The 19,222-nt window shown below is 50.0% G+C and carries 14 protein-coding genes; 9 read left to right on the top strand and 5 right to left on the bottom strand.

What is annotated here, in order from left to right; genetic code table 11:
- Nucleotides 1–5 precede the first annotated feature (5 nt).
- The 9 genes from Q365_RS0105045 (at nucleotide 6) to Q365_RS0105000 (ending at nucleotide 9,247) form a co-directional block, all read left to right on the top strand.
- Nucleotides 6–1,316, top strand: a complete 1,311-nt coding sequence (locus tag Q365_RS0105045) for a TRAP transporter large permease (RefSeq protein ID WP_028022315.1) — start codon at nucleotides 6–8, stop codon at nucleotides 1,314–1,316.
- A gap of 120 nt (nucleotides 1,317–1,436) precedes the next feature.
- The gene (gene hisD, locus Q365_RS0105040; protein ID WP_028022314.1) at nucleotides 1,437–2,741 is read left to right on the top strand and encodes a histidinol dehydrogenase; all 1,305 of its coding nucleotides are present in this window, start codon (nucleotides 1,437–1,439) and stop codon (nucleotides 2,739–2,741) included.
- Nucleotides 2,742–2,848: 107 nt separating this feature from the next.
- On the top strand, nucleotides 2,849–3,625 hold the full coding sequence (locus Q365_RS0105035; RefSeq protein WP_028022313.1) for an SDR family NAD(P)-dependent oxidoreductase: 777 nt from the start codon (nucleotides 2,849–2,851) through the stop codon (nucleotides 3,623–3,625).
- Between the two features lie 79 nt (nucleotides 3,626–3,704).
- Nucleotides 3,705–4,727 carry an alcohol dehydrogenase catalytic domain-containing protein gene (locus tag Q365_RS0105030; protein WP_028022312.1) on the top strand — a complete coding sequence of 341 codons (1,023 nt, stop codon included), beginning with the start codon at nucleotides 3,705–3,707 and terminating at the stop codon, nucleotides 4,725–4,727.
- 41 nt (nucleotides 4,728–4,768) lie between these two features.
- Nucleotides 4,769–5,056 carry a UxaA family hydrolase gene (locus Q365_RS0105025; RefSeq protein WP_028022311.1) on the top strand — a complete coding sequence of 96 codons (288 nt, stop codon included), beginning with the start codon at nucleotides 4,769–4,771 and terminating at the stop codon, nucleotides 5,054–5,056.
- Nucleotides 5,057–5,059: 3 nt separating this feature from the next.
- Entirely contained in the window at nucleotides 5,060–6,229 is a 1,170-nt protein-coding gene (locus Q365_RS0105020; RefSeq protein ID WP_028022310.1) for a UxaA family hydrolase, read from the top strand.
- Nucleotides 6,230–6,375: 146 nt separating this feature from the next.
- Complete coding sequence (locus Q365_RS0105015; RefSeq protein ID WP_028022309.1) at nucleotides 6,376–7,401, top strand: Ldh family oxidoreductase; 1,026 nt, start codon at nucleotides 6,376–6,378, stop codon at nucleotides 7,399–7,401.
- Between the two features lie 34 nt (nucleotides 7,402–7,435).
- Nucleotides 7,436–8,467, top strand: a complete 1,032-nt coding sequence (locus Q365_RS0105010) for a YeiH family protein (protein WP_028022308.1) — start codon at nucleotides 7,436–7,438, stop codon at nucleotides 8,465–8,467.
- 294 nt (nucleotides 8,468–8,761) lie between these two features.
- Nucleotides 8,762–9,247, top strand: a complete 486-nt coding sequence (locus Q365_RS0105000) for a VOC family protein (RefSeq protein WP_028022307.1) — start codon at nucleotides 8,762–8,764, stop codon at nucleotides 9,245–9,247.
- Nucleotides 9,248–9,332: 85 nt separating this feature from the next.
- On the opposite strand, the gene Q365_RS0104995 is transcribed toward Q365_RS0105000, so the two are convergent.
- The 5 genes from Q365_RS0104995 to Q365_RS0104975 form a co-directional block, all read right to left on the bottom strand.
- A complete protein-coding gene (locus tag Q365_RS0104995; protein WP_028022306.1) occupies nucleotides 9,333–10,214 on the bottom strand; it encodes a transglutaminase family protein in 882 nt (293 codons plus the stop codon).
- On the bottom strand, nucleotides 10,211–12,787 hold the full coding sequence (locus Q365_RS0104990; RefSeq protein ID WP_245621498.1) for a circularly permuted type 2 ATP-grasp protein: 2,577 nt from the start codon (nucleotides 12,785–12,787) through the stop codon (nucleotides 10,211–10,213). Before Q365_RS0104990 ends, Q365_RS0104995 begins: the two co-directional genes overlap by 4 nt.
- A gap of 83 nt (nucleotides 12,788–12,870) precedes the next feature.
- Nucleotides 12,871–16,233 carry a transglutaminase family protein gene (locus tag Q365_RS0104985; RefSeq protein WP_028022304.1) on the bottom strand — a complete coding sequence of 1,121 codons (3,363 nt, stop codon included), beginning with the start codon at nucleotides 16,231–16,233 and terminating at the stop codon, nucleotides 12,871–12,873.
- A complete protein-coding gene (locus tag Q365_RS0104980) occupies nucleotides 16,230–17,174 on the bottom strand; it encodes an alpha-E domain-containing protein (protein ID WP_028022303.1) in 945 nt (314 codons plus the stop codon). Before Q365_RS0104980 ends, Q365_RS0104985 begins: the two co-directional genes overlap by 4 nt.
- Nucleotides 17,174–18,631, bottom strand: coding sequence for a circularly permuted type 2 ATP-grasp protein (locus Q365_RS0104975; RefSeq protein ID WP_028022302.1), 1,458 nt, complete (start codon nucleotides 18,629–18,631; stop codon nucleotides 17,174–17,176). Before Q365_RS0104975 ends, Q365_RS0104980 begins: the two co-directional genes overlap by 1 nt.
- Between the last annotated feature and the right edge of the window lie 591 nt (nucleotides 18,632–19,222).

The raw sequence follows: 19,222 nt of genomic DNA, 5'->3' as shown, positions 1-19,222 counted from the left end.
ATGTCATGCTGAATTACTATCAAACAGACGTGGTTGTCGACCTCGGCTGGGAATTTTATGGCCCTGTGATTGGCATGCTAGTGTTGATTGGCCTTGCCGTCCCTGTGTGGGTATCACTTGGCTTAGGCTCTATTGCGCTGCTCTTCATTACTGACGTTCTACCTTTATCCTTGTTTGGTGAATCTCTCTTTGATGGCATCGATGCGTTCGCGCTGATTGCCGTTCCACTTTTCATCCTGACAGGGGACGTACTGGTTCGTACTGGCCTATCAAACAAACTCCTCGATGTTGCAGAAGCCAGTGTCGGCGGTGCGCGAGCAGGCTTTGGTAGCGCAACGGTACTCGGTTGTGGTTTTTTTGCTTGTATCTCAGGTTCTGATGCTGCAGGTGCTGCTGCTGTGGGTCGTATGACCATTGATAGACTGGTGAAACAGGGTTACCCGAAACCTTATGCGTGTGCGTTGGTCGCCGCGGGGGCATGTACAGGCATCCTGATCCCACCCTCTATCGCTTACATCATTATTGGCTTAGTGCTGGGTATATCCGCATCGACACTGTTCCTTGCAGCCGCAGTCCCCGGGTTAATGGTGATGGGCGCCATCATGCTGACCAACGTAGTGATGAACCGCATTCATGGCTACGAAAACGCAGGACAAGGCTTCTCATTCAAGCGCTGGATAGCCGTGGTGATTGATGCGCGCTACGCCCTGATGGTGCCGTTCGTCATCTTGGGTGGTATCTACTCAGGTATCTTCACACCAACAGAAGCCGCTGCTATCGCTGTTGTTACCACCATCATCATTGGTCTGTTCCAAGGCACATTGAAGGTGAGTGATTTTCCGAAGATGTTAGAAAGCTCAGCAAAAGTGAATGGCGTTATCTTGCCTATCATCGCGCTAAGCCTTCCATTGGCACAAACACTGGCAGCCCTAGACGTGCCGCAGGCGTTTGTTCAAAGCATGACGTCGATTACCGACAGTCACGTTGCCCTGACACTCATCATGATCGGCATCTTGATTCTGGCTGGTTGTTTTATGGAAACGACGCCGAACATTCTGATCCTCTCCCCTATCCTGTTGCCGCTGGCACGTGAGATAGGCATGGAAGATGTGCAGTTCTGTATCATGATGGTGACGTCTCTCGGTGTGGGTTTCATTACACCACCACTTGGTTTGAACCTCTTTGTGGTATCCGGATTAACGGGAACCTCGGTGCTGAAGATCGCGGCTCGATCCGGACCATATGTAATATCCATGCTGACCGTTGTACTCATGTTGGCATTTATTCCTGAACTATCACTCTGGGCGCTGGATTAACGACGCCACGGAAAAGCTCTTAACACTGGTTTAACTCTACAACCCAATGCCTATTCGGCTTTCTCCTAAAAAAGCCGGACAGGAGAGTTGCACCCAAAATTTAACGGAGAAATTATCAACATGGCTGTTAAGTATCTGAAAAAAGCTGAAAAAACCGCAGCAACAGGTGAAGACGATGTTCGTGAAATTGTCTCAAACATGCTGAAGGAAATCGAAGCGGGCGGTGAAGAAACCTGCATCGCCTACACCCAAAAATTCGATAACTGGCACGGTGACATTGTCGTTTCTCAAGAGGAAATCGACGCCGCTGAAAGCAAAGTGCCAGAGCAGCTAAAAAAAGATATTCAGTTTGCTTACGAGCGAGTTCGTGACTTTGCACAAGCACAGCTTGCGAGCATGAATGAATTTGAAACGGAGCTATCACCGGGTTTGTTCGCAGGTCAGCGCTTAATCCCAATGCAAGCGGCTGGCTGTTATGTACCGGGCGGACGTTACTCACACATCGCGTCAGCCATCATGTCTGTCACCACGGCCAAAGTTGCGGGTGTTGACCATGTCATCGCCTGTTCACCTCCGGGTCGTGAAGGCGGCATGCACCCCGCAATCATGTACACATTAAAACTGTGTGGCGCTGACACCATATTGAGCTTGGGTGGCGTGCAAGGCATCGCTGCCATGGCGTTCGGTCAATTCACCGGTCACCCTGCAGACATTCTTGTTGGCCCAGGTAACCAATTCGTTGCCGAAGCTAAACGTCAGTTATATGGCCGCGTCGGTATCGACATGTTCGCAGGCCCATCCGAAGTGATGGTGATTGCAGACAAAGATGCGGATCCAGAACTTGTGGCGGTCGACCTTCTCGGTCAAGCCGAGCACGGCCCGAACACCCCAGCATGGTTACTGACAGATTCAGAAGAATTGGCAGAAACCGTGATGAAACGCCTACCAGAACTGATTGCTGAACTGCCAGAACTGAACAGCAAATCAGCTGAAGCGGCATGGCGTGATTACGGTGAAGTGATCATCTATGACACACGTGAAGAAGCGGTAAAAGTCAGCGACGAATATGCGTCTGAGCACTTGGAAGTGCATGCAGCAGATCTCGACTGGTGGCTTCAAAACCTTCGCAACTACGGCTCACTCTTCCTTGGTGAAGAAACCAACGTGGCATTTGGCGATAAAACTTCAGGCCCGAACCACATTCTGCCAACCAAAGGCGCCGCTAAGTACACCGGCGGCCTGAGCGTGGGCAAGTTCATCAAAGTCGTGACCTATCAGCGTTCTTCAATCGACGCATGTAAAGACGTGGCTCAGGTGACGGCACGCATTTCCCGCCTTGAAGGTATGGAAGCGCATGCAAAAACCGGTGATGCACGTTTGGCGAAGTACTTCCCTGATGAGCAGTTCAATCTGAAACCGGAATAAGTCGCTATTTAGCTGGGCTATTGATCCAGCTACTTACCGAAGCTATTTATCCAAGCTGTTTACAGATGCTGTTTACACAAACAACGTCATACAAAAAGGAAGATGAAATGACAGGCAACGCGTTAAACCACCTCTTTGACCTAACCGGACACGTCGCTTTGGTGACGGGTGCTGGCTCGGGTATTGGACAGCGCATGGCGTTTGCCCTTTCCCAAGCAGGCGCCAAGGTTTTGCTGGCTGGACGCCACGTAGAAACCTTGTCACAGACCGCGGCATTGATCGCAGGTTCTGGTGGGGATTCAGCGGTGGTGGTTGCGGATTTAACGCGACGCGAGAAGTTGCAAGATTTCATCATCAAAGCCTCTTCGCATTTCGGCGCACCTGACATCTTAGTCAACGCGGCGGGTGTGAATTTGCGTGAACCTGCGGATGACATTTCCATCGAGAGTTGGGACAAGACCCTTCATCTCAATCTCTCGGTGCCTTTTTTTCTCGCTCAGGCTTGTTTACCCGGCATGCTCGAAAAAGGACGCGGAAAAATCATCAACATCGGTTCATTGCAATCCTATCGTGCGTTTGCCAATTCGATCCCTTATGGCGCATCGAAAGGCGGCGTGGCGCAGTTAACCAGAGCAATGGCAGAAGCGTGGTCTCGCCAAGGTGTCACCACTAACGCCATTGCGCCGGGTTTTTTCCAAACGCCCCTGACTCAACGTGTGTTTGCGGACGATGAATTGTCGAAACATCACGCCAGCATGACGGCGATTGGACGAAACGGCGAACTGGAAGATTTTGACGGTCTCACGGTGTTTTTGGCGTCACGCGCCTCCGATTACATCACCGGCCAGATGATCTCTCTTGATGGTGGCTATACCGCCAAATAGCCACTCTCAACATGCGCCAAATCGATACGACAGAAGCGGTAGACAGAAGCAAAAAACAGAAGACCAAAAGGAAGGCACGATGAAAGCACTGGTATATACCGGAGAAAAATCACTGACCTATGTCGATGACGCAGAGATGCCAACCCTTCGTGATGACGAAGTCTTGGTGCAAATCAACGCCGTCGGCATTTGTGGGTCAGATCTTCATGCTTACCTCGGTCATGACTCGCGTCGCCCTGCCCCTCTGATTTTGGGGCATGAAGGCGCAGGCGTTGTTCGCGGTGCGGACAACACAGGCAATCGCGACCTTGACGGTCAAGCCGTGGTGATCAACCCGCTGGTGAGCTGTGGTCATTGCAGCTATTGCCGCACGGGTTTCGAAAACCAATGTGCAAGCCGAGAAATCATTTCCATGCCACCACGACAAGGCGCATTTGCCGAATACGTGGCGATTCCAATACGCAACTTGGTGCCAGTTCCTGAAGGCATGTCGATGGCCACAGCATCATTGGCCGAACCGATTGCAACGGGCTGGCATGCCGTTACCAAAGGCGCGAACTTGATTAACCGTCCGTTGGTGGAAAGTAAAGCTTTGGTGTATGGCGGCGGCGCGGTCGGCCTCGCGGCTGCGCTCTCTTTGTATGCGCAAGGTTGTCGTCAAATCTTCCTTGCCGAAACCAATGAATTGCGCCGTGAAACGGTGAAGACCACCAGCGTTTGCACGGTATTCGACCCACTTTCTAACCCACTCGTTGCCAGTAACAGTATCGATTTGGTGGTGGATTGTGTAGGCAACAAACACACCCGCATGGGTTCATCCGACGCCGTTAAACCTGGCGGCGTGATTGTCCATGTGGGTTTGCAAGACAGCATTGAAGGTCTCGATGTACGCAAATTTACGTTGCAAGAAGTGATCTTCACCGGCAGCTACACCTACACCATGCAAGATTTCCACGCGACGGTGGAAGCCATGCATAACGGCGCGTTAGGCGCGCTGGACTGGATTCAAGAACGCCCGCTCAGTGAAGGTGCGGACGCTTTTGACGACTTACTTAACGGACGTATAGCCGCAGCCAAAGTCGTGCTGCGGCCCGAAAAGTAACCCAAGAAAAGAAAGATCGTTTTATTCAAAAGGAGATGAAAATGCAAAAACCAGATTTTCTCGTCCACGATTCGACCGACTCAGTCGGCGTGATTGTGGTTGAGGGCTTAGAAGCTGGCCAGACGCTTGTTGGATGGGTGATGGACACGGATGCGACCATCGAAATACATGCACTCGATGCTATCCCTCTGGGACACAAAGTCGCGCTGAACGACATCAAGGATGGCGACACCATTCTGAAGTACGACAACGACATCGGCAAAGCAATTGCGGACATCGCCAAAGGCGGACATGTTCACGTTCAAAACGTTAAAACGAAGAGGTGGTAAGCCATGAGCAACTATAAATTTATGGGCTATCGCCGCGAGAATGGCCGTGTCGGTGTACGTAACCATGTGATCATTCTGCCATTAGATGACTTGTCGAACGCCGCTTGTGAAGCCGTAGCCAACAACATTAAAGGCACCATGGCCATTCCACACCCGTACGGTCGCCTTCAATTTGGTGAAGATTTAGAACTTCACTTCCGTACTTTGATTGGTACAGGTTGCAACCCTAACGTCGCCGCTGTGGTGGTTATCGGTATCGAACCTGAGTGGACGGCACGCGTGGTTGAAGGTATTGCCGCTTCTGGTAAGCCTGTGCAAGGTTTTGCTATCGAGCAAAACGGCGACATCAACACCATTGCTTCGGCTTCTCGTGTTGCTAAAGAATATGTTCAAGCGGCAAGCGAAATCACGCGTGAAGAGTGTGATGTTAGCGAGCTATGGATTTCCATGAAGTGTGGTGAGTCTGATACGACATCAGGTCTAGCGGCTAACCCAACCGTGGGTAACCTGTGTGACAAGCTGTCTGCGCAAGGTGCAACTCTGTGTTTCGGTGAAACCTCAGAGCTAACCGGTGCAGAGCAGATTTGTGCGACCCGCGCTGTTTCACCTGAAATCGGTGAGAAGTTCTTGAACACGTGGCAGGCGTACATGGACGAGGTTATCGAGCCACACAAAACCTCTGACTTGTCTGACAGCCAGCCAACCAAAGGCAACATCTTAGGTGGTTTAACCACCATCGAAGAGAAAGCGTTTGGTAACTACCAGAAAATTGGTAAGCACACCCAGTTCGTTGATGTATTGACGCCAGCGGAGCGCCCAGCCGCAGGCCCAGGTCTTTACTTCATGGATACCTCTTCTGCCGCCGCAGAGTGTGTGACCTTGCAAGCCGCAGCGGGTTTTGCCGTTCACCTCTTCCCTACGGGTCAAGGTAACGTTATCGGTAACCCGATTGTGCCTGTTATCAAGATCACTGCGAACCCACGTACCGTGCGTACCATGGGCGAGCACATCGATGTTGATGTATCTGGCATTCTTGCTCGTGAACTGAACATGGACTCAGCGGGTGATGCGCTGATCGACATGACACTTCGCACAGCAAACGGCCGTTACACGGCAGCGGAATCTCTGGGTCACCGCGAGTTTGTACTGACCAAGCTCTACCGCAGTGCGTAAGCTTTACCGAAGTGCGTAAGCTTAACCACAGTGCATAAGGCTTTGGCTCTCAAACTTAAGCTTAGGCCTACTTTGCACCGTGAGTATGACGCTGGGGAAACTCAGCGTCTCTTCTCTTTCCTTCCGTTTTTACACCGGAGACGGACATGCCTGTGTATATCGACCCATCAGACGCAAAAGCGCTCATCGTTCAAGCATTGGAAAATGTCGGAGTCACATCATCCAATGCACACTCAGTCGCCAATGCTCTTATTCAAGCGGAAATTGACGGACAACCCGGTCACGGCTTGGCGCGCCTTGCTGCCTATATTGATCAGGTCACCTGCGGCAAAGTCATTGGAGATGCCGTACCCAAAGTTGAAACCCCAAAACCCAGTGTTTGTCGAATTAACGCAGAGTTAGGCTTTGCCTTTCCAGCCATGGACAAACTGGTCAGCCTGCTACCCGCAATGGCAAAAGCACAAGGCATTGCGCTCGCCACTGTTTATCGTTCTCATCACTTCGGCCAAGCTGGTTATCACGCAGAGCGTATTGCCAAACAAGGCTGCATTGCTCTGATCTTCTCTAACAGCCCAAGCGCTATTGCACCATGGGGTGGTAACACGGCCATTTTTGGGACTAACCCTATTGCGTTTTCTTGCCCAAGAGAGGGGCATCCTCCACTTGTGATCGACATGAGCATGAGCAAAGTGGCGCGAGGGAAAGTGCTGCTTGCGAGAAAAAAAGGCGAGCCTATCCCAGAAGGTTGGGCCATTGATTCGCAAGGTAACCCGACCACAGATGCCGATGCAGCAATCCAAGGATCCATGCTTCCTATTGGTGATGCTAAAGGTGCAGCCTTGACACTCATGGTGGAAATTCTCTCCGCCACGCTCACGGGTGCACTATATGGTTATGAGGCATCCAATTTTTTCGATACCGAAGGTGGGCCACCCGCCATAGGGCATTCAGTGATTGCCATTGATCCTTGTGTTTCCGGAACATTCCTTGCACCACAGTTCGCTGAAAGGCTAGAAGCCCTGTTTTCCGAGATGTGTGCACAAGAAGGTGTGCGATTGCCAGGAGAGCGTCGTTTACGTCAGCGCGAACGCGTGCTTGAGCAAGGATTAACACTAACCGACGCTGCATTCAAAGAGCTCAACGATTTGGCTCGCCCCGATAAATCACAATAAAAACAAATAATATTAATAACATGGAGCGTTATTCATGACATCGACCACCAAACAACGTCTTCCAAGCTGGCAATCCCTGCGTCAGAGCGCGGGTTCACTCGCCCCCGGCTTACTGCTTTCTGTCACCGTTGCTGCTGCAGCGACGTTTCTCTCTGCGCACTATGGTGCACCTCAAATGCTGTTTGCCCTGTTGCTGGGCATCGCTTTTCACTTTCTTTCTAACGATTCAAAATGCCAACCGGGTATTGAGTTTGCGTCTAAAAAAGTCCTCCGCTTTGGCGTCGCTTTATTGGGGCTGCGCATCACCATGGAGGAGATGACTTCACTAGGCTGGGAAATGCTGGTTTGGGTCGCGTGTGGCATCGCTTTAACTATCTCGATTGGTATGTTGATTGCCAAAATTCTCGGGCGACGCATACAATTCGGCGTGTTAACGGGTGGTTCAGTTGCTATTTGCGGTGCATCAGCCGCCCTCGCGATTTCCGCGGTTCTTCCCAAGCACCAATACAGCGAAAGAAACACCCTATTTACCGTTATCGCAGTGACCGCGTTTAGTACCATTGCCATGGTGATTTACCCCATTTTCGTCAACGTATTAGGCTTCGATGATCGTCTTGCCGGTATCTTCATCGGCGGAACCATTCACGATGTCGCGCAAGTAGTTGGCGCAGGGTATTCCATTTCTCCGCAAGCCGGTGAATTTGCCACCATCACCAAGCTGTTACGTGTTGCCCTTTTGGTCCCAGTCATTTTGATCATCTCACTCTATTTTCGTAGCCACCCAGAACAAACGGGCGGGAAATCAGACATTCCATTGCTACCATTTTTCGTGATTGGCTTTTGTATTTGTGTCGCGATCAACAGTGCTCACATCTTGCCTGAAACGGTAACAAGCACATTATCTGGGCTCTCTTCATGGTGTTTGGTTGCTGCGGTTGCTGCATTAGGGATTAAGACTTCGGTGAAGAAACTCTTCACCATCGGCTATGAGCCCATCTTGATGGTAGTGATTGAGACAGTTGCCATTGCAGTTTGGGTATTGATTGGGATCTATTGGTTTGGCTAGTTTCCCACTCTCATCAAAAGATTGCCTGACATGCATGTCGTGTCTGGCAATCTCTAAAAAATGCTCTGATTCACCCTTCCGTTTTAACCGATTTGATCGCCCTATCGACTGCATCCTTACTCCTTCTCAATTGCTTCATATGCCACTCCATAAATTTTCATTATCAATAACATAATTATTGATAATTTTTATCGCCATTACGTTAACCCTATACTCTCTCCATCGAAACAGCGTACTCGCCAGTTCACTGAACAGTACGCGCTCCCAACATCAGAGCTTTCAGAGAGAAAAATCATGAAAATGAATCACGTAGGTATTATGGTTGGCGACATGGACAAAGCGGTTGAGTTTTACACCAACGCATTGGGCCTTAGCATTGTCATGGGAAATACCAAAGTCACTGAGGAGCGCGAAACCGCCATCGGCAGAATGTGTATTGCTGTGTTCGGTGAAGGCTTTAAAGGCTTCAACATCGCGCACCTTGTCACCACCGATGGAATTGGCGTTGAGCTATTCGAAATGAAAGAGCGCCAAGAGCGTCATGTTGTCGATTTCACACGCTTGGGTATTTTCCACTTCTGTTTACAAACAGACGATTTCCACGGCGTGATCAAAAAAGTTGAAGAATTTGGCGGGAAAGTGCGTATGGATATCATGCGTTACCACCCAGAGGACGACAGCAAGCAAGCGAAGATGGTGTATTTGGAAGACCCGTTTGGCAACTTGTTCGAGCTTTACTCGCACACCTACAAAGAAACTTACGCGACAGATTACGAGTAATCGTTGAGTAGCAAAAAGCCCCAAGACATCGTCTAGGGGCTTTTCTTTTGGTTTACAAAACCGATAGCCGCGCCGCTTTTCGCGACTAGATGCGCAATACATCGACAGCGACACTAAGGCTGTGCGTGTCTCCGCCTTCAAAGACTACGCCCTGCAACGGGGTAATGTCGGCGTAATCTCTTCCCCACCCTGTCACAATGTGTTGATCGCTCGCCACGATGTTATTGGTTGGGTCAAACTCAACCCACCCCAAGTCCGGAATAAAAATCGCAAACCAAGCGTGAGAAGCATCCGCCCCAACCAGTCGCTCTTGCCCTTCAGGTGGAAGCGTTTCTATGTAACCACTCATATAGCGCGCAGCCAATCCCACTGATCGCAAGCAACCAATCGCCAACTGCGCATAGTCCTGACATACTCCGCGTTTTTGCTTGAGCACATGCTCTGGCGGCGTCGTTACATCGGTCGCTGTCGGATCAAAGGTAAAATCGGTGAAGATCTTGCTCGTTAGCTCACTGGCAGATTGCAGCACGGGTTTGTCGTCCACAAACAGTTCACTCACAAACGCTTTTAATGTCTCTGAACGCTGAATTTGCAGAGAATCAAGGCTATATTCCACCGCCATTCTGGCCTCTTCCGTTGCACCCTCTGCAAAGAAACGCCTCAACTCACCACAGGTCAATGTGTGGCTGCTGATCAAGGACTGCCATTGCGTTGGCTGAACATCAAGGTAGCTCACCACATCAATCGTCAGTGTTCGGTGAGGTTGCTGAATAGAGAAATAGAGCGTTTTGTTGCCGTAGTAATCTTCACTTTCTCGCTGGTATACCGGCGTGGGAGACACCTTCACCAAACGGTTGAAACAGCGCTGATTGTCCGTATCCCGCGGCACTAAGTGCGCCATGTTATAGCAAAGCGTCACGGGCGAATTGTAGGAGTAAGTCGTCGTGTGTTGGACTTTATACTTCATACATCCATTTTCCATTTTGGCTTGATAAGTTGCTGTGGCCCTGCGGTGTGGTCAAAGTATTTATCGGCAATGATGGAGGTAAATTGCTCCAACTGTTCGCCTACTTGAGCCATCAAGGTGGAGAAAGCATCTCGTGAATTCGTCTCTGGGTTAGCCGTTGATAGCGCTTCAAGATCCGTCAATTGAATATCATTGAGTGTTTTCAACACCAATCGAACTTCATTGCTTAACCCACCGGGGACATACGAAGAATTTTTCGGCAGAAACTCAAGATACTCTCGCAATCGTTGTACTTGGAAAACCAGCGAACGAGGGTTAGTGCTGTCGACCATCAACAAGTCCAAACCAAACGGCACTTTGGCCTTGGTGCGATAGCGACGGCGATACGAAATAAGCGCTTCGACACTCAATAACACCGATTCCAGCACTTGCTGTTGGGCCACACCGCCAAGACGCGGTGCTAAGGTCGATTGCAGTAATTTGGCCGTTTGAATCGCGCACTCGGTGCTGTGACCCATTTGCAAAAACAGCCAGTCTTGTCCGCGCAGCATGCTTTCATTGCTCAAACCAGACAGGGCAAGCAAGGAAGTCACGAGGTTATCAAGAGATTCTTCTGGTGCTTCGGGTAAGCCACCCACATACGCTCTGTCCAACTCGTTTAAGTTGTCACGTAGCTTGTTAAGAATGATGCGGGTATCGGCAGACAAACGCTCTCTGACTTGCTCGCCACAAGCCAGCATTGCAAGTAAATTCGATTTGATTGAGCCCACGCGATTGCCATTGACCACAAGATCGGCAAGTTCTGCGTCTGGGTAATCAAACAAGGTGTGATCGCCCTCAGTGAAGCCCGGTAGGCACGTGGTTTGAAATGACACGGCTTTTAACAACACTTCACGGCTTTCCGGTGCAAGCAATTCAAGGCCATTGAGTTGTTTAAACACCACACGAAGCAATCGAATGCTCATTTCTGCCCGTTCAGCGTAGCGGCCAAACCAGAAGAAATTGTCCACGACACGACTTGGTATATTGATGTCTTGCACATCATGCAGGGCTTCTTTGTCGAGCAAAGAGACATGGGTTAAATCGGGCTTGTCGGCGGTCACCCAAAAGTCTTTACTCAGTGAACCCGATAAGCGAGTCACCATGTAATCTTGCTTGGACTCCGCCACTCGGCTCAAACCACCCGGCATAACCGCATAACCATCGCCGTCTGCCACCACAAATGCTTTAAGAAGACTCGGTCTCGCCTCCAATCTCGCATTCGACCAAACCGGCACCATAGAACCAGGCACATAACTTTGCGCAACGTATTCCGAAGGGTTGGCCCTTAGCTTTTTCAATGTGTCCTGTTTTTGCTCCGGCGTTAAACAGTGCCCATAAATAGAGCGTCCTTGCGAGCGCCCATAAGCAGGTTTAACAATGAGCGTGTCGAGGTTATTTGCTACGTAATCTAGCGCTTGCGCGTCGCCACACCAGCGCGTTTCTACGTTCTCAAGTATCAAATCTTCGTTGAGAAAGAATTGGCTAATACGTGGTAAATACGCCATGAGAGCGGGTGATTCCAACACGGCACTGCCGAGTGGATTCGCCAATACCACGTTGCCGTTACGCACCACTTCGAGTAACCCCGGCACACCTGAAATGGAATTAGCATTCAGTTCAACCTGATCACAATCTCTGTCATCTGTGCGGCGCAAAATCACATCGACTGGCGTTAAGCCATTAAGCGATTTTAGCCACACCTTGCCATTTCGAACCGTTAAATCCGCGGCTTGCACTAACGGATAACCGAGATAGTTGGCGAGGTAGGCATGTTCGTAATAGGTGCTGCTCGATGACCCAACGGTCAACAGCACGATTTTTGGATCGTCCGTTTTATGCGCGGCCAATTGGTTCAGCGTATCTCGCAGCGTATGGAAGAATCCGGATAACCGACGAACATGGCTTTGGCGGAACACGGCGGGTAACACGCGCGAAATCACGGTGCGATTCTCAAGCGCATACCCCGCGCCCACAGGCGCTTGGGTTTGATCGCCAATCACGATGAACTGGCCATTGACGTCGCGCACCATGTCACAGGCATGCAAGATCAAGCTTTTCAATCCAGGCAATTCAAGGCCGTGGCACTGTCGAATGAAATCAGGGTGATTGAAGATAATTTCAGCAGGAACAATGCCTTCTTTGATAAGACGCTGCTCACCGTAAATGTCTTTGAGGATGAGATTGAACATTTCGGAGCGTTGTGCCAGCCCCTTCTCAGCAAGCCGCCACTGTTCCACATCCAGCACGTTGGGGATGATGTCCAACGACCACACATCAGGCGATAAGGGATCGTTTTTTAAATCATACGTTGCACCGTCATCACGCAGAATACGTTGAGCCCGTTGGTGCAACTCTTGCACTCTCCCATTTTGTAGCTGAGAGAGATGAGAAAGCACTGGCAACCAATGCTTTTTGGTGTGGAAGTTCTCATCATAAACCTCATCAAACGCGTCTCCATGCGTGAGATGGGGATATAGCAAGGGCGCGTTAACCGTCGCCCTTTTATTTTCAGAATCTGACTGATTCATCATTATTATTTTAACTACCTTTGCTGCACGTCTCCGGCTACGTTACCTGATTTGGCAGAGAAAAGTGACACTCTGCCGTCTCAGGTTTACGCAATCCGCCCACTTTGCTTTCGTAGATCTAGCGTGTTGGGGTACTCGATGCTGAGCTCTTCTTTCGGCGGTGCCATTGGTTTCGGCGGCTCTTGGTGCTGATAGAACTCCCGCAACGCACTGAACTCTGGAGGCGGCGTCAGCGGCCCCTGAGTAAATCCATAATCTGTGAAGCGACTAACACGACGTGCTTCAGCCGTATTGGCATTAACAGGGAGATCGTCGTAGCTTCTGCCACCCGGATGGCTGACATGATAGGTGCAACCGCCCACCGACATTCCATTCCACGTATCAATCAAGTCAAACACCAAAGGCGCATCAACGCCCAATGTTGGGTGCAATGCCGACGGTGGTGACCAAGCGCGATAGCGGATGGCGGCGATGTATTCGCCCTGTCTGCCCGTCGATTTAAGTGGCACACCGCGTCCATTACATGACAGCACGTAGCGGTTCTCGGTAAAGCCACTCAATCGCACTTGCAAACGCTCTACGGACGAATCCACATAGCGACTGGTACCCGATTGGGTAATTTCTTCGCCCAACACGTGCCAAGGTTCTATCGCCCAACGTAGCTCCAATTCGATACCGTCGATTTGGTGTCGGCCGTAATGTGGAAATCGGAACTCCTCAAACGGCGCTAACCATTCAAGCTTAAACGGCAAACCATGACGTTGCAGATCATCCACCACTTCTTTGATGTCTTCCCACACGTAGTGCGGCAGCATGAATTTGTCGTGAAGTGTCGTGCCCCAGTGGATCAACGGCTTGTGATACGGGTCTTTCCAAAAACGCGCCACCAAACAACGGACAAGCAGGATTTGCACTAGGGACATGCGCGCATGAGGCGGCATTTCGAAACCACGGAACTCCAATAGTCCTTGGCGACCGCTGCTCGAGCCGGCTGCGTACAGCTTGTCGATACAGAACTCAGAGCGGTGGGTATTGCCCGTGATATCCACCAGCATGTTCCGCATAAGCCTATCAACCAACCAAGGTTGATCGATCTCGCCTTCAGGGAAGTTTTGGAACGCGATTTCCATTTCGTAGAGCATTTCTTCACGGCCTTCATCAGGACGTGGCGCCTGACTCGTCGGGCCGATGAACATGCCTGAAAACAGATAAGACAAACCCGGATGGTGCTGCCAGTAGTTGACGAAACTGCGCAATAAATCAGGGCGACGTAAGAATGGGCTGTCGGCGGCGGTTTTACCCCCCAGCGTGATGTGATTCCCGCCCCCTGTTCCCGTATGGCGACCGTCTAGCATGAACTTTTCCGTTCCTAAACGGCATTCATGGGCAGCGTCATAGAGGATTTCAGTGTTGTCTATCAACTCACCCCAGTCGGTTGATGGGTGAATGTTGACTTCGATAACGCCAGGATCTGGCGTGATCAGGAACTTCTGCAGACGCGGGTCTTTTGGCGGCTCATAGCCTTCAATGACCACAGGCGTCGACAAGGTGCTTGCCGCTTTTTCGATGTGGTGAATCAAGGCAACGTAATCTTCGAGTTGTTCAAGCGGCGGCAAGAACACATGAATGCGCCCTTCTCTTGGCTCGATGCACAAAGACGTACGAATAACATTCACGGTCTGTGTTTGTGGCTGGCTCTGAGACTTCGATGTTTCTACTTCTGCTTCTGCTTCTGCTTCTGACGATGCTGAATCTTTCTCATCAAGATCATAAACCGCTAACGGCCCTCTTGGCTCAAACGGGTCACGCTCTGGAATGATTTCTTCTTCACTCACTGGCGGTAACGAACCGAGAGGAAGACGCAGACCCATTGGGCTATCACCCGGAATCAGCGTGATCACATCTGATCGCATCGGCCATAGCGAACTGCGCCAGCCTTGACCTGTAAACTCGATAGGCAGCACATAACCCGTCACCGTTTCTAAACCGCGACTTAACAGGTTCGCCAAACGGCGTCTGTCTAAGTCATCACTCAGTGTGGCTTTGCGCGGGTCAACAGACTCAGGCAATGAGCGCTCCATCCACATGTAGTAGAGCGAGTCTTCATAGGCAGGTTGTAAATATCGCGAATTTAGCCCGAGTGAGTCACATAACTGGGCACCAATTTTTTGAGCGTCATCAAGTGTATGTTTGTAGTCTTTATCCACTCGCGCCAGCAAGTCTGGGTTCTGCCACAGTGCTTCGCCATCCGTGCGCCAGAAACATCCCAATGCCCAACGCGGTAGCTCTTCACCCGGATACCATTTGCCTTGCCCATAGTGCAGCAACGCGTGTGTGCCGAATTTGTCTTTCAGTTTAATCAGCAAATCTTTGGCTAGGCGCAGTTTGTCTTCGCCCAAGGCTTGGGTATTCCACTGATCCGAGTCCATATCTTCCGCGGAAACAAATGTTGGCTCACCCCCCATGGTCAGTCGAACATCGCCTTCGGCTAATTCGGCATCCACCGCGTAGCCCAAGGCTTTAATATTTTCCCACTCGTCGTCGCTGTAGGGCTTGGTCACGCGTGGATCTTCATGAATACGAATTACTTGATTGCTGTATTCAAATTCCACTTCGGTTTTTTCTGTGCTGCCCGTGATTGGGGCAGCGGAAATGGGATCTGGCGTACACGCCAGCGGAATATGTCCTTCGCCCGCAAAAAGCCCGCTGGTTGGGTCTAACCCCACCCAGCCTGCACCCGGCAAATACACTTCACACCAAGCATGCAGATCAGTGAAATCTTCTTCTGGCCCCGATGGCCCATCCAAGGCTTTCACGTCCGATGTCAGTTGCACGAGGTAGCCCGACGCAAAACGGGCTGCCAAACCTATACGACGTAACAATTGTACGAGTAGCCAAGAGGTATCTCGGCAAGACCCTTTTTTCAACGTAAGTGTTTCTTGGCAGGTTTGCACGCCCGGCTCCATACGAATACCGTATGAAATATCGTTTGCTAACTTACTGTTAAACGCGACGAGGAAATCATTAATGGGTGTTTCGCCCAAATCCACCCCCGTGAGCCACTCATCCAGCTCGTCACACTGCTCAGTGACTTCAAGGTAAGCCCCTAGCTCGCTTTTAAGCTGCGCGTCGTAATCAAACGGGAATGTTTCCGCGTATTCCTCGATGAAGAAATCAAAGGGATTAAGCACCGTCATGTCGGCAATCACTTCCACTTCAAACTCAAGCTTGCGCGTTTTCTCTGGGAACACTAAGCGCGCTTGGTAGTTTCCAAACGGGTCTTGTTGCCAGTTGACGAAATGATCATCCGGCGTCACTTTCAACGAGTACGCATGAATGTGAGTGCGGGAATGTGGCGCGGGTCGTAATCGCAGAATATGCGGCAGGACATTGATTTCCTTATCAAACTGATAAGAGGTTTTATGCAGTATCGCTACACGGATGGTCATGAAGCTTCTCCTTCAGAGAAGTGGAACCACGTTTCGCGAATATCGTTTTGCAACGCGATCAGTGCTAGCTGAATATCGTTGAGGTAATCACTCAGTGCTTGGCTAATATCGCCTTCCTGTTCAATACCGTAAGTATTGTCTTCCAGTTTCGTCACTTCAGATACCACTCGTTTATGTCGCGGCAAATATGCCGCTGCGTGTTTGATCTGCTTGAGGCAGAACGCTTGTGATCGGGGAAAGTCTTCGTCAGTCAGCAAGAACAATGCGGTGTTCATACCGTCAATGCCGATGCGCATGGTTCTTAGATAATTAAGGTAGGCACTTTGAGATTTGAGCACTTTCGCCCAAATCACTTGGTCGAGAAGCACATGCTCTTCGGGAGGCGATTGCACTTTAAGCTTAACCGCAGAATCCAAAATACGGGTATTCATATCAGCGCGTTCCACGTAACGACCCATGGAAATGAAACTCCATGCCTCATTGCGGCTCATTACGCTTCCAAGCAAACCGTTAATCTTCTGACAGCCTTCGATAACGGTGTTGAGGTATGCATGGCGATCAGAACGATTAATACCACTCTGAATATTCTTTTTCGCATGCAAGCACACTTCGTTAATCAGCTCCCACATTTCTTCTGGGACCACATCTCGCGTGGTGCGGATGTTTTCTCTCACCATAAAAAGTGAAGACAATAATGAGCTCGGATTTTCTTTATCACTCAGCAAAAAGCGCATCACGCTTTTTTCGCCATGATCGGAATAATTCTCTGAGTACTCCGCGGGATTACCGTTAATCTCAATCAAGTTATACCAAGACACGCGCACATCGCGTGGCAAATCATAAAGCAGCTCGTCATACACACTGACCAAGCGAGCTATGTTTTCTACACGCTCTAAATAGCGCGCACTCCAAAACAAACGTTCAGCAACTCTCGATAACATCACTTCGCTCCCTTTGTCTTAACAATCCATGTGTCTTTACTGCCGCCGCCTTGGGAGGAATTCACCACAAGAGACCCTTTTTTCATGGCAACGCGGGTTAACCCACCCGTTGTCACATAGGTTTTCTTGCTTTGTAAAATGAAGGGGCGTAAATCGAGGTGGCGCGGTTCGAGCGTGCCTGGCGCGACCAAGGTCGGCGCGGTCGAAAGTTTCAATGTGGGCTGAGCGATGTAGTTACGCGGGTTTTCTGAGATCAACGTTGCGAACTGATCTTGCTCTTCTTTGGTGGAATGTGGCCCTACTAACATGCCATACCCCCCCGATTCATTGGCGGGCTTAACCACTAACTTATCAAGATTAGCTAACACGTATTCGCGTTGTTCTTCGTCTTCACAAAGGAAGGTTTCTACGTTCGGGATAATCGGTTCTTCGTCGAGGTAATAACGAATCAATGCAGGCACGTAGGCATACACGACTTTGTCATCCGCGACGCCTGCGCCGGGCGCATTGGCGAGTGCCACGTTGCCAGCTTTCCATGCACGCATTAATCCGGGCACACCCAGCATGGAGTCTTTGTCGAACACTTCTGGGTCGAGGAATGAGTCATCAATTCGGCGATAAATGACATCAACACGCTCAGGGCCAAAGATTGTTTTCATGTAGACGCATTCATCGTCGCCCACATACAAGTCATTGCCTTCCACTAACTCCGCACCCATTTGCTGCGCTAAATAGGCGTGCTCAAAATAGGCAGAGTTATAGATGCCCGGCGTCAGCACCACAATTTCAGGGCGGCGTACGGCACGAGGCGATAAAGCTTTCAGGGTGTTAAACAGCTCAGAGGTATAAGAATCGACGGGCAGAATGTCGTCATTCTCAAACAGCTCAGGCAATACACGCTTAGTGATAGCTCGGTTTTCTAGCATGTATGACACGCCAGATGGCACACGCAGGTTATCTTCAAGCACATAGAACTCGCCATCACCCGCTCGAACCAAATCGGTTCCACAGATATGCGCCCACACGCCAAACGGCGGTGACACTCCGACACATTCAGGACGAAAGTTCTTTGAATCTTTTATGATGTGAGCGGGAATGATGCCGTCTTTAATGCAGTTTTGATCGTGGTAGAGATCGTCAATAAAACGATTCAATGCAGTGAGTCGCTGCTTTAGTCCTTTTTCGGCAACGGACCAGTCTTTAGCGTCGATCGTTCGTGGAACAATATCGAAAGGCCAAGCTCGGTCGATATTGCCGTCATCGGTATAGACGGTAAAGCTAATACCCATGTCTTGTATCGTCGCTTCAGCGGCTTGCCTACGCTTTTCAAGCTCATCAGATGGCAAACTTTCGAGGTAGCGTATAAGTCGACCCGACGAAACGCGACATTGACCTTCAGCGTCAACGAGTTCATCAAAGAACTCCCCAGTGTCATAGTTATCCATTAAATCACTCATGGAGGGTCCTTCCTTATTTTTGCGATCCACTTGGCAAATGTTACCTGCAAAATCCACGCTCTAATGTGACGGAAAGTGTGGTTTTACGCTGATTTTATGCACTATTTCCACTCCTTATGCATTCGTTCGTTGACGTTAAACGCAACAGAAAGACACCGAGAGCATTAATAAGACAACCTGCAAAGAAAATATAGTCTACGTCTTAAAGAGAGGAGTGATTATTTGCCACTCTTTTACAAACCCTCGCCAACACCATGCCATCGACAATATCCGACCCGGATAAAGTGAATATTTATTCAAATTGAGCTTTTGATTCTGGACGCGCAACAAACAGATTTCATTGGCTTTTAACTATCATAACTGTCCATTTATGACGTTTGTTGAAGTGCACCTTCACTGAATAGGAAGATTGTCTATTTACTGTTCAATTCTTCGGTTCGTGTTTTGGTTGATAAATGTCAGCAATGCGGTCTGCCATTCGCTGACCACGGATAGCCGTTCGATAGCAAAAACAACAAACACCGCGATGACCAATGGCGATAAAGCGAGATTGGAACGAAGGATATTTAACGAATGAAATGAACGGAGAAA

Origin of the sequence: Enterovibrio calviensis DSM 14347 (genome assembly GCF_000621165.1) — a bacterium.
In the GTDB taxonomy this organism is placed as follows: Bacteria; Pseudomonadota; Gammaproteobacteria; order Enterobacterales; family Vibrionaceae; genus Enterovibrio; species Enterovibrio calviensis.
Note: the sequence above shows the minus strand (reverse complement) of the source record. Positions and strands in the feature narration are given on the sequence as shown.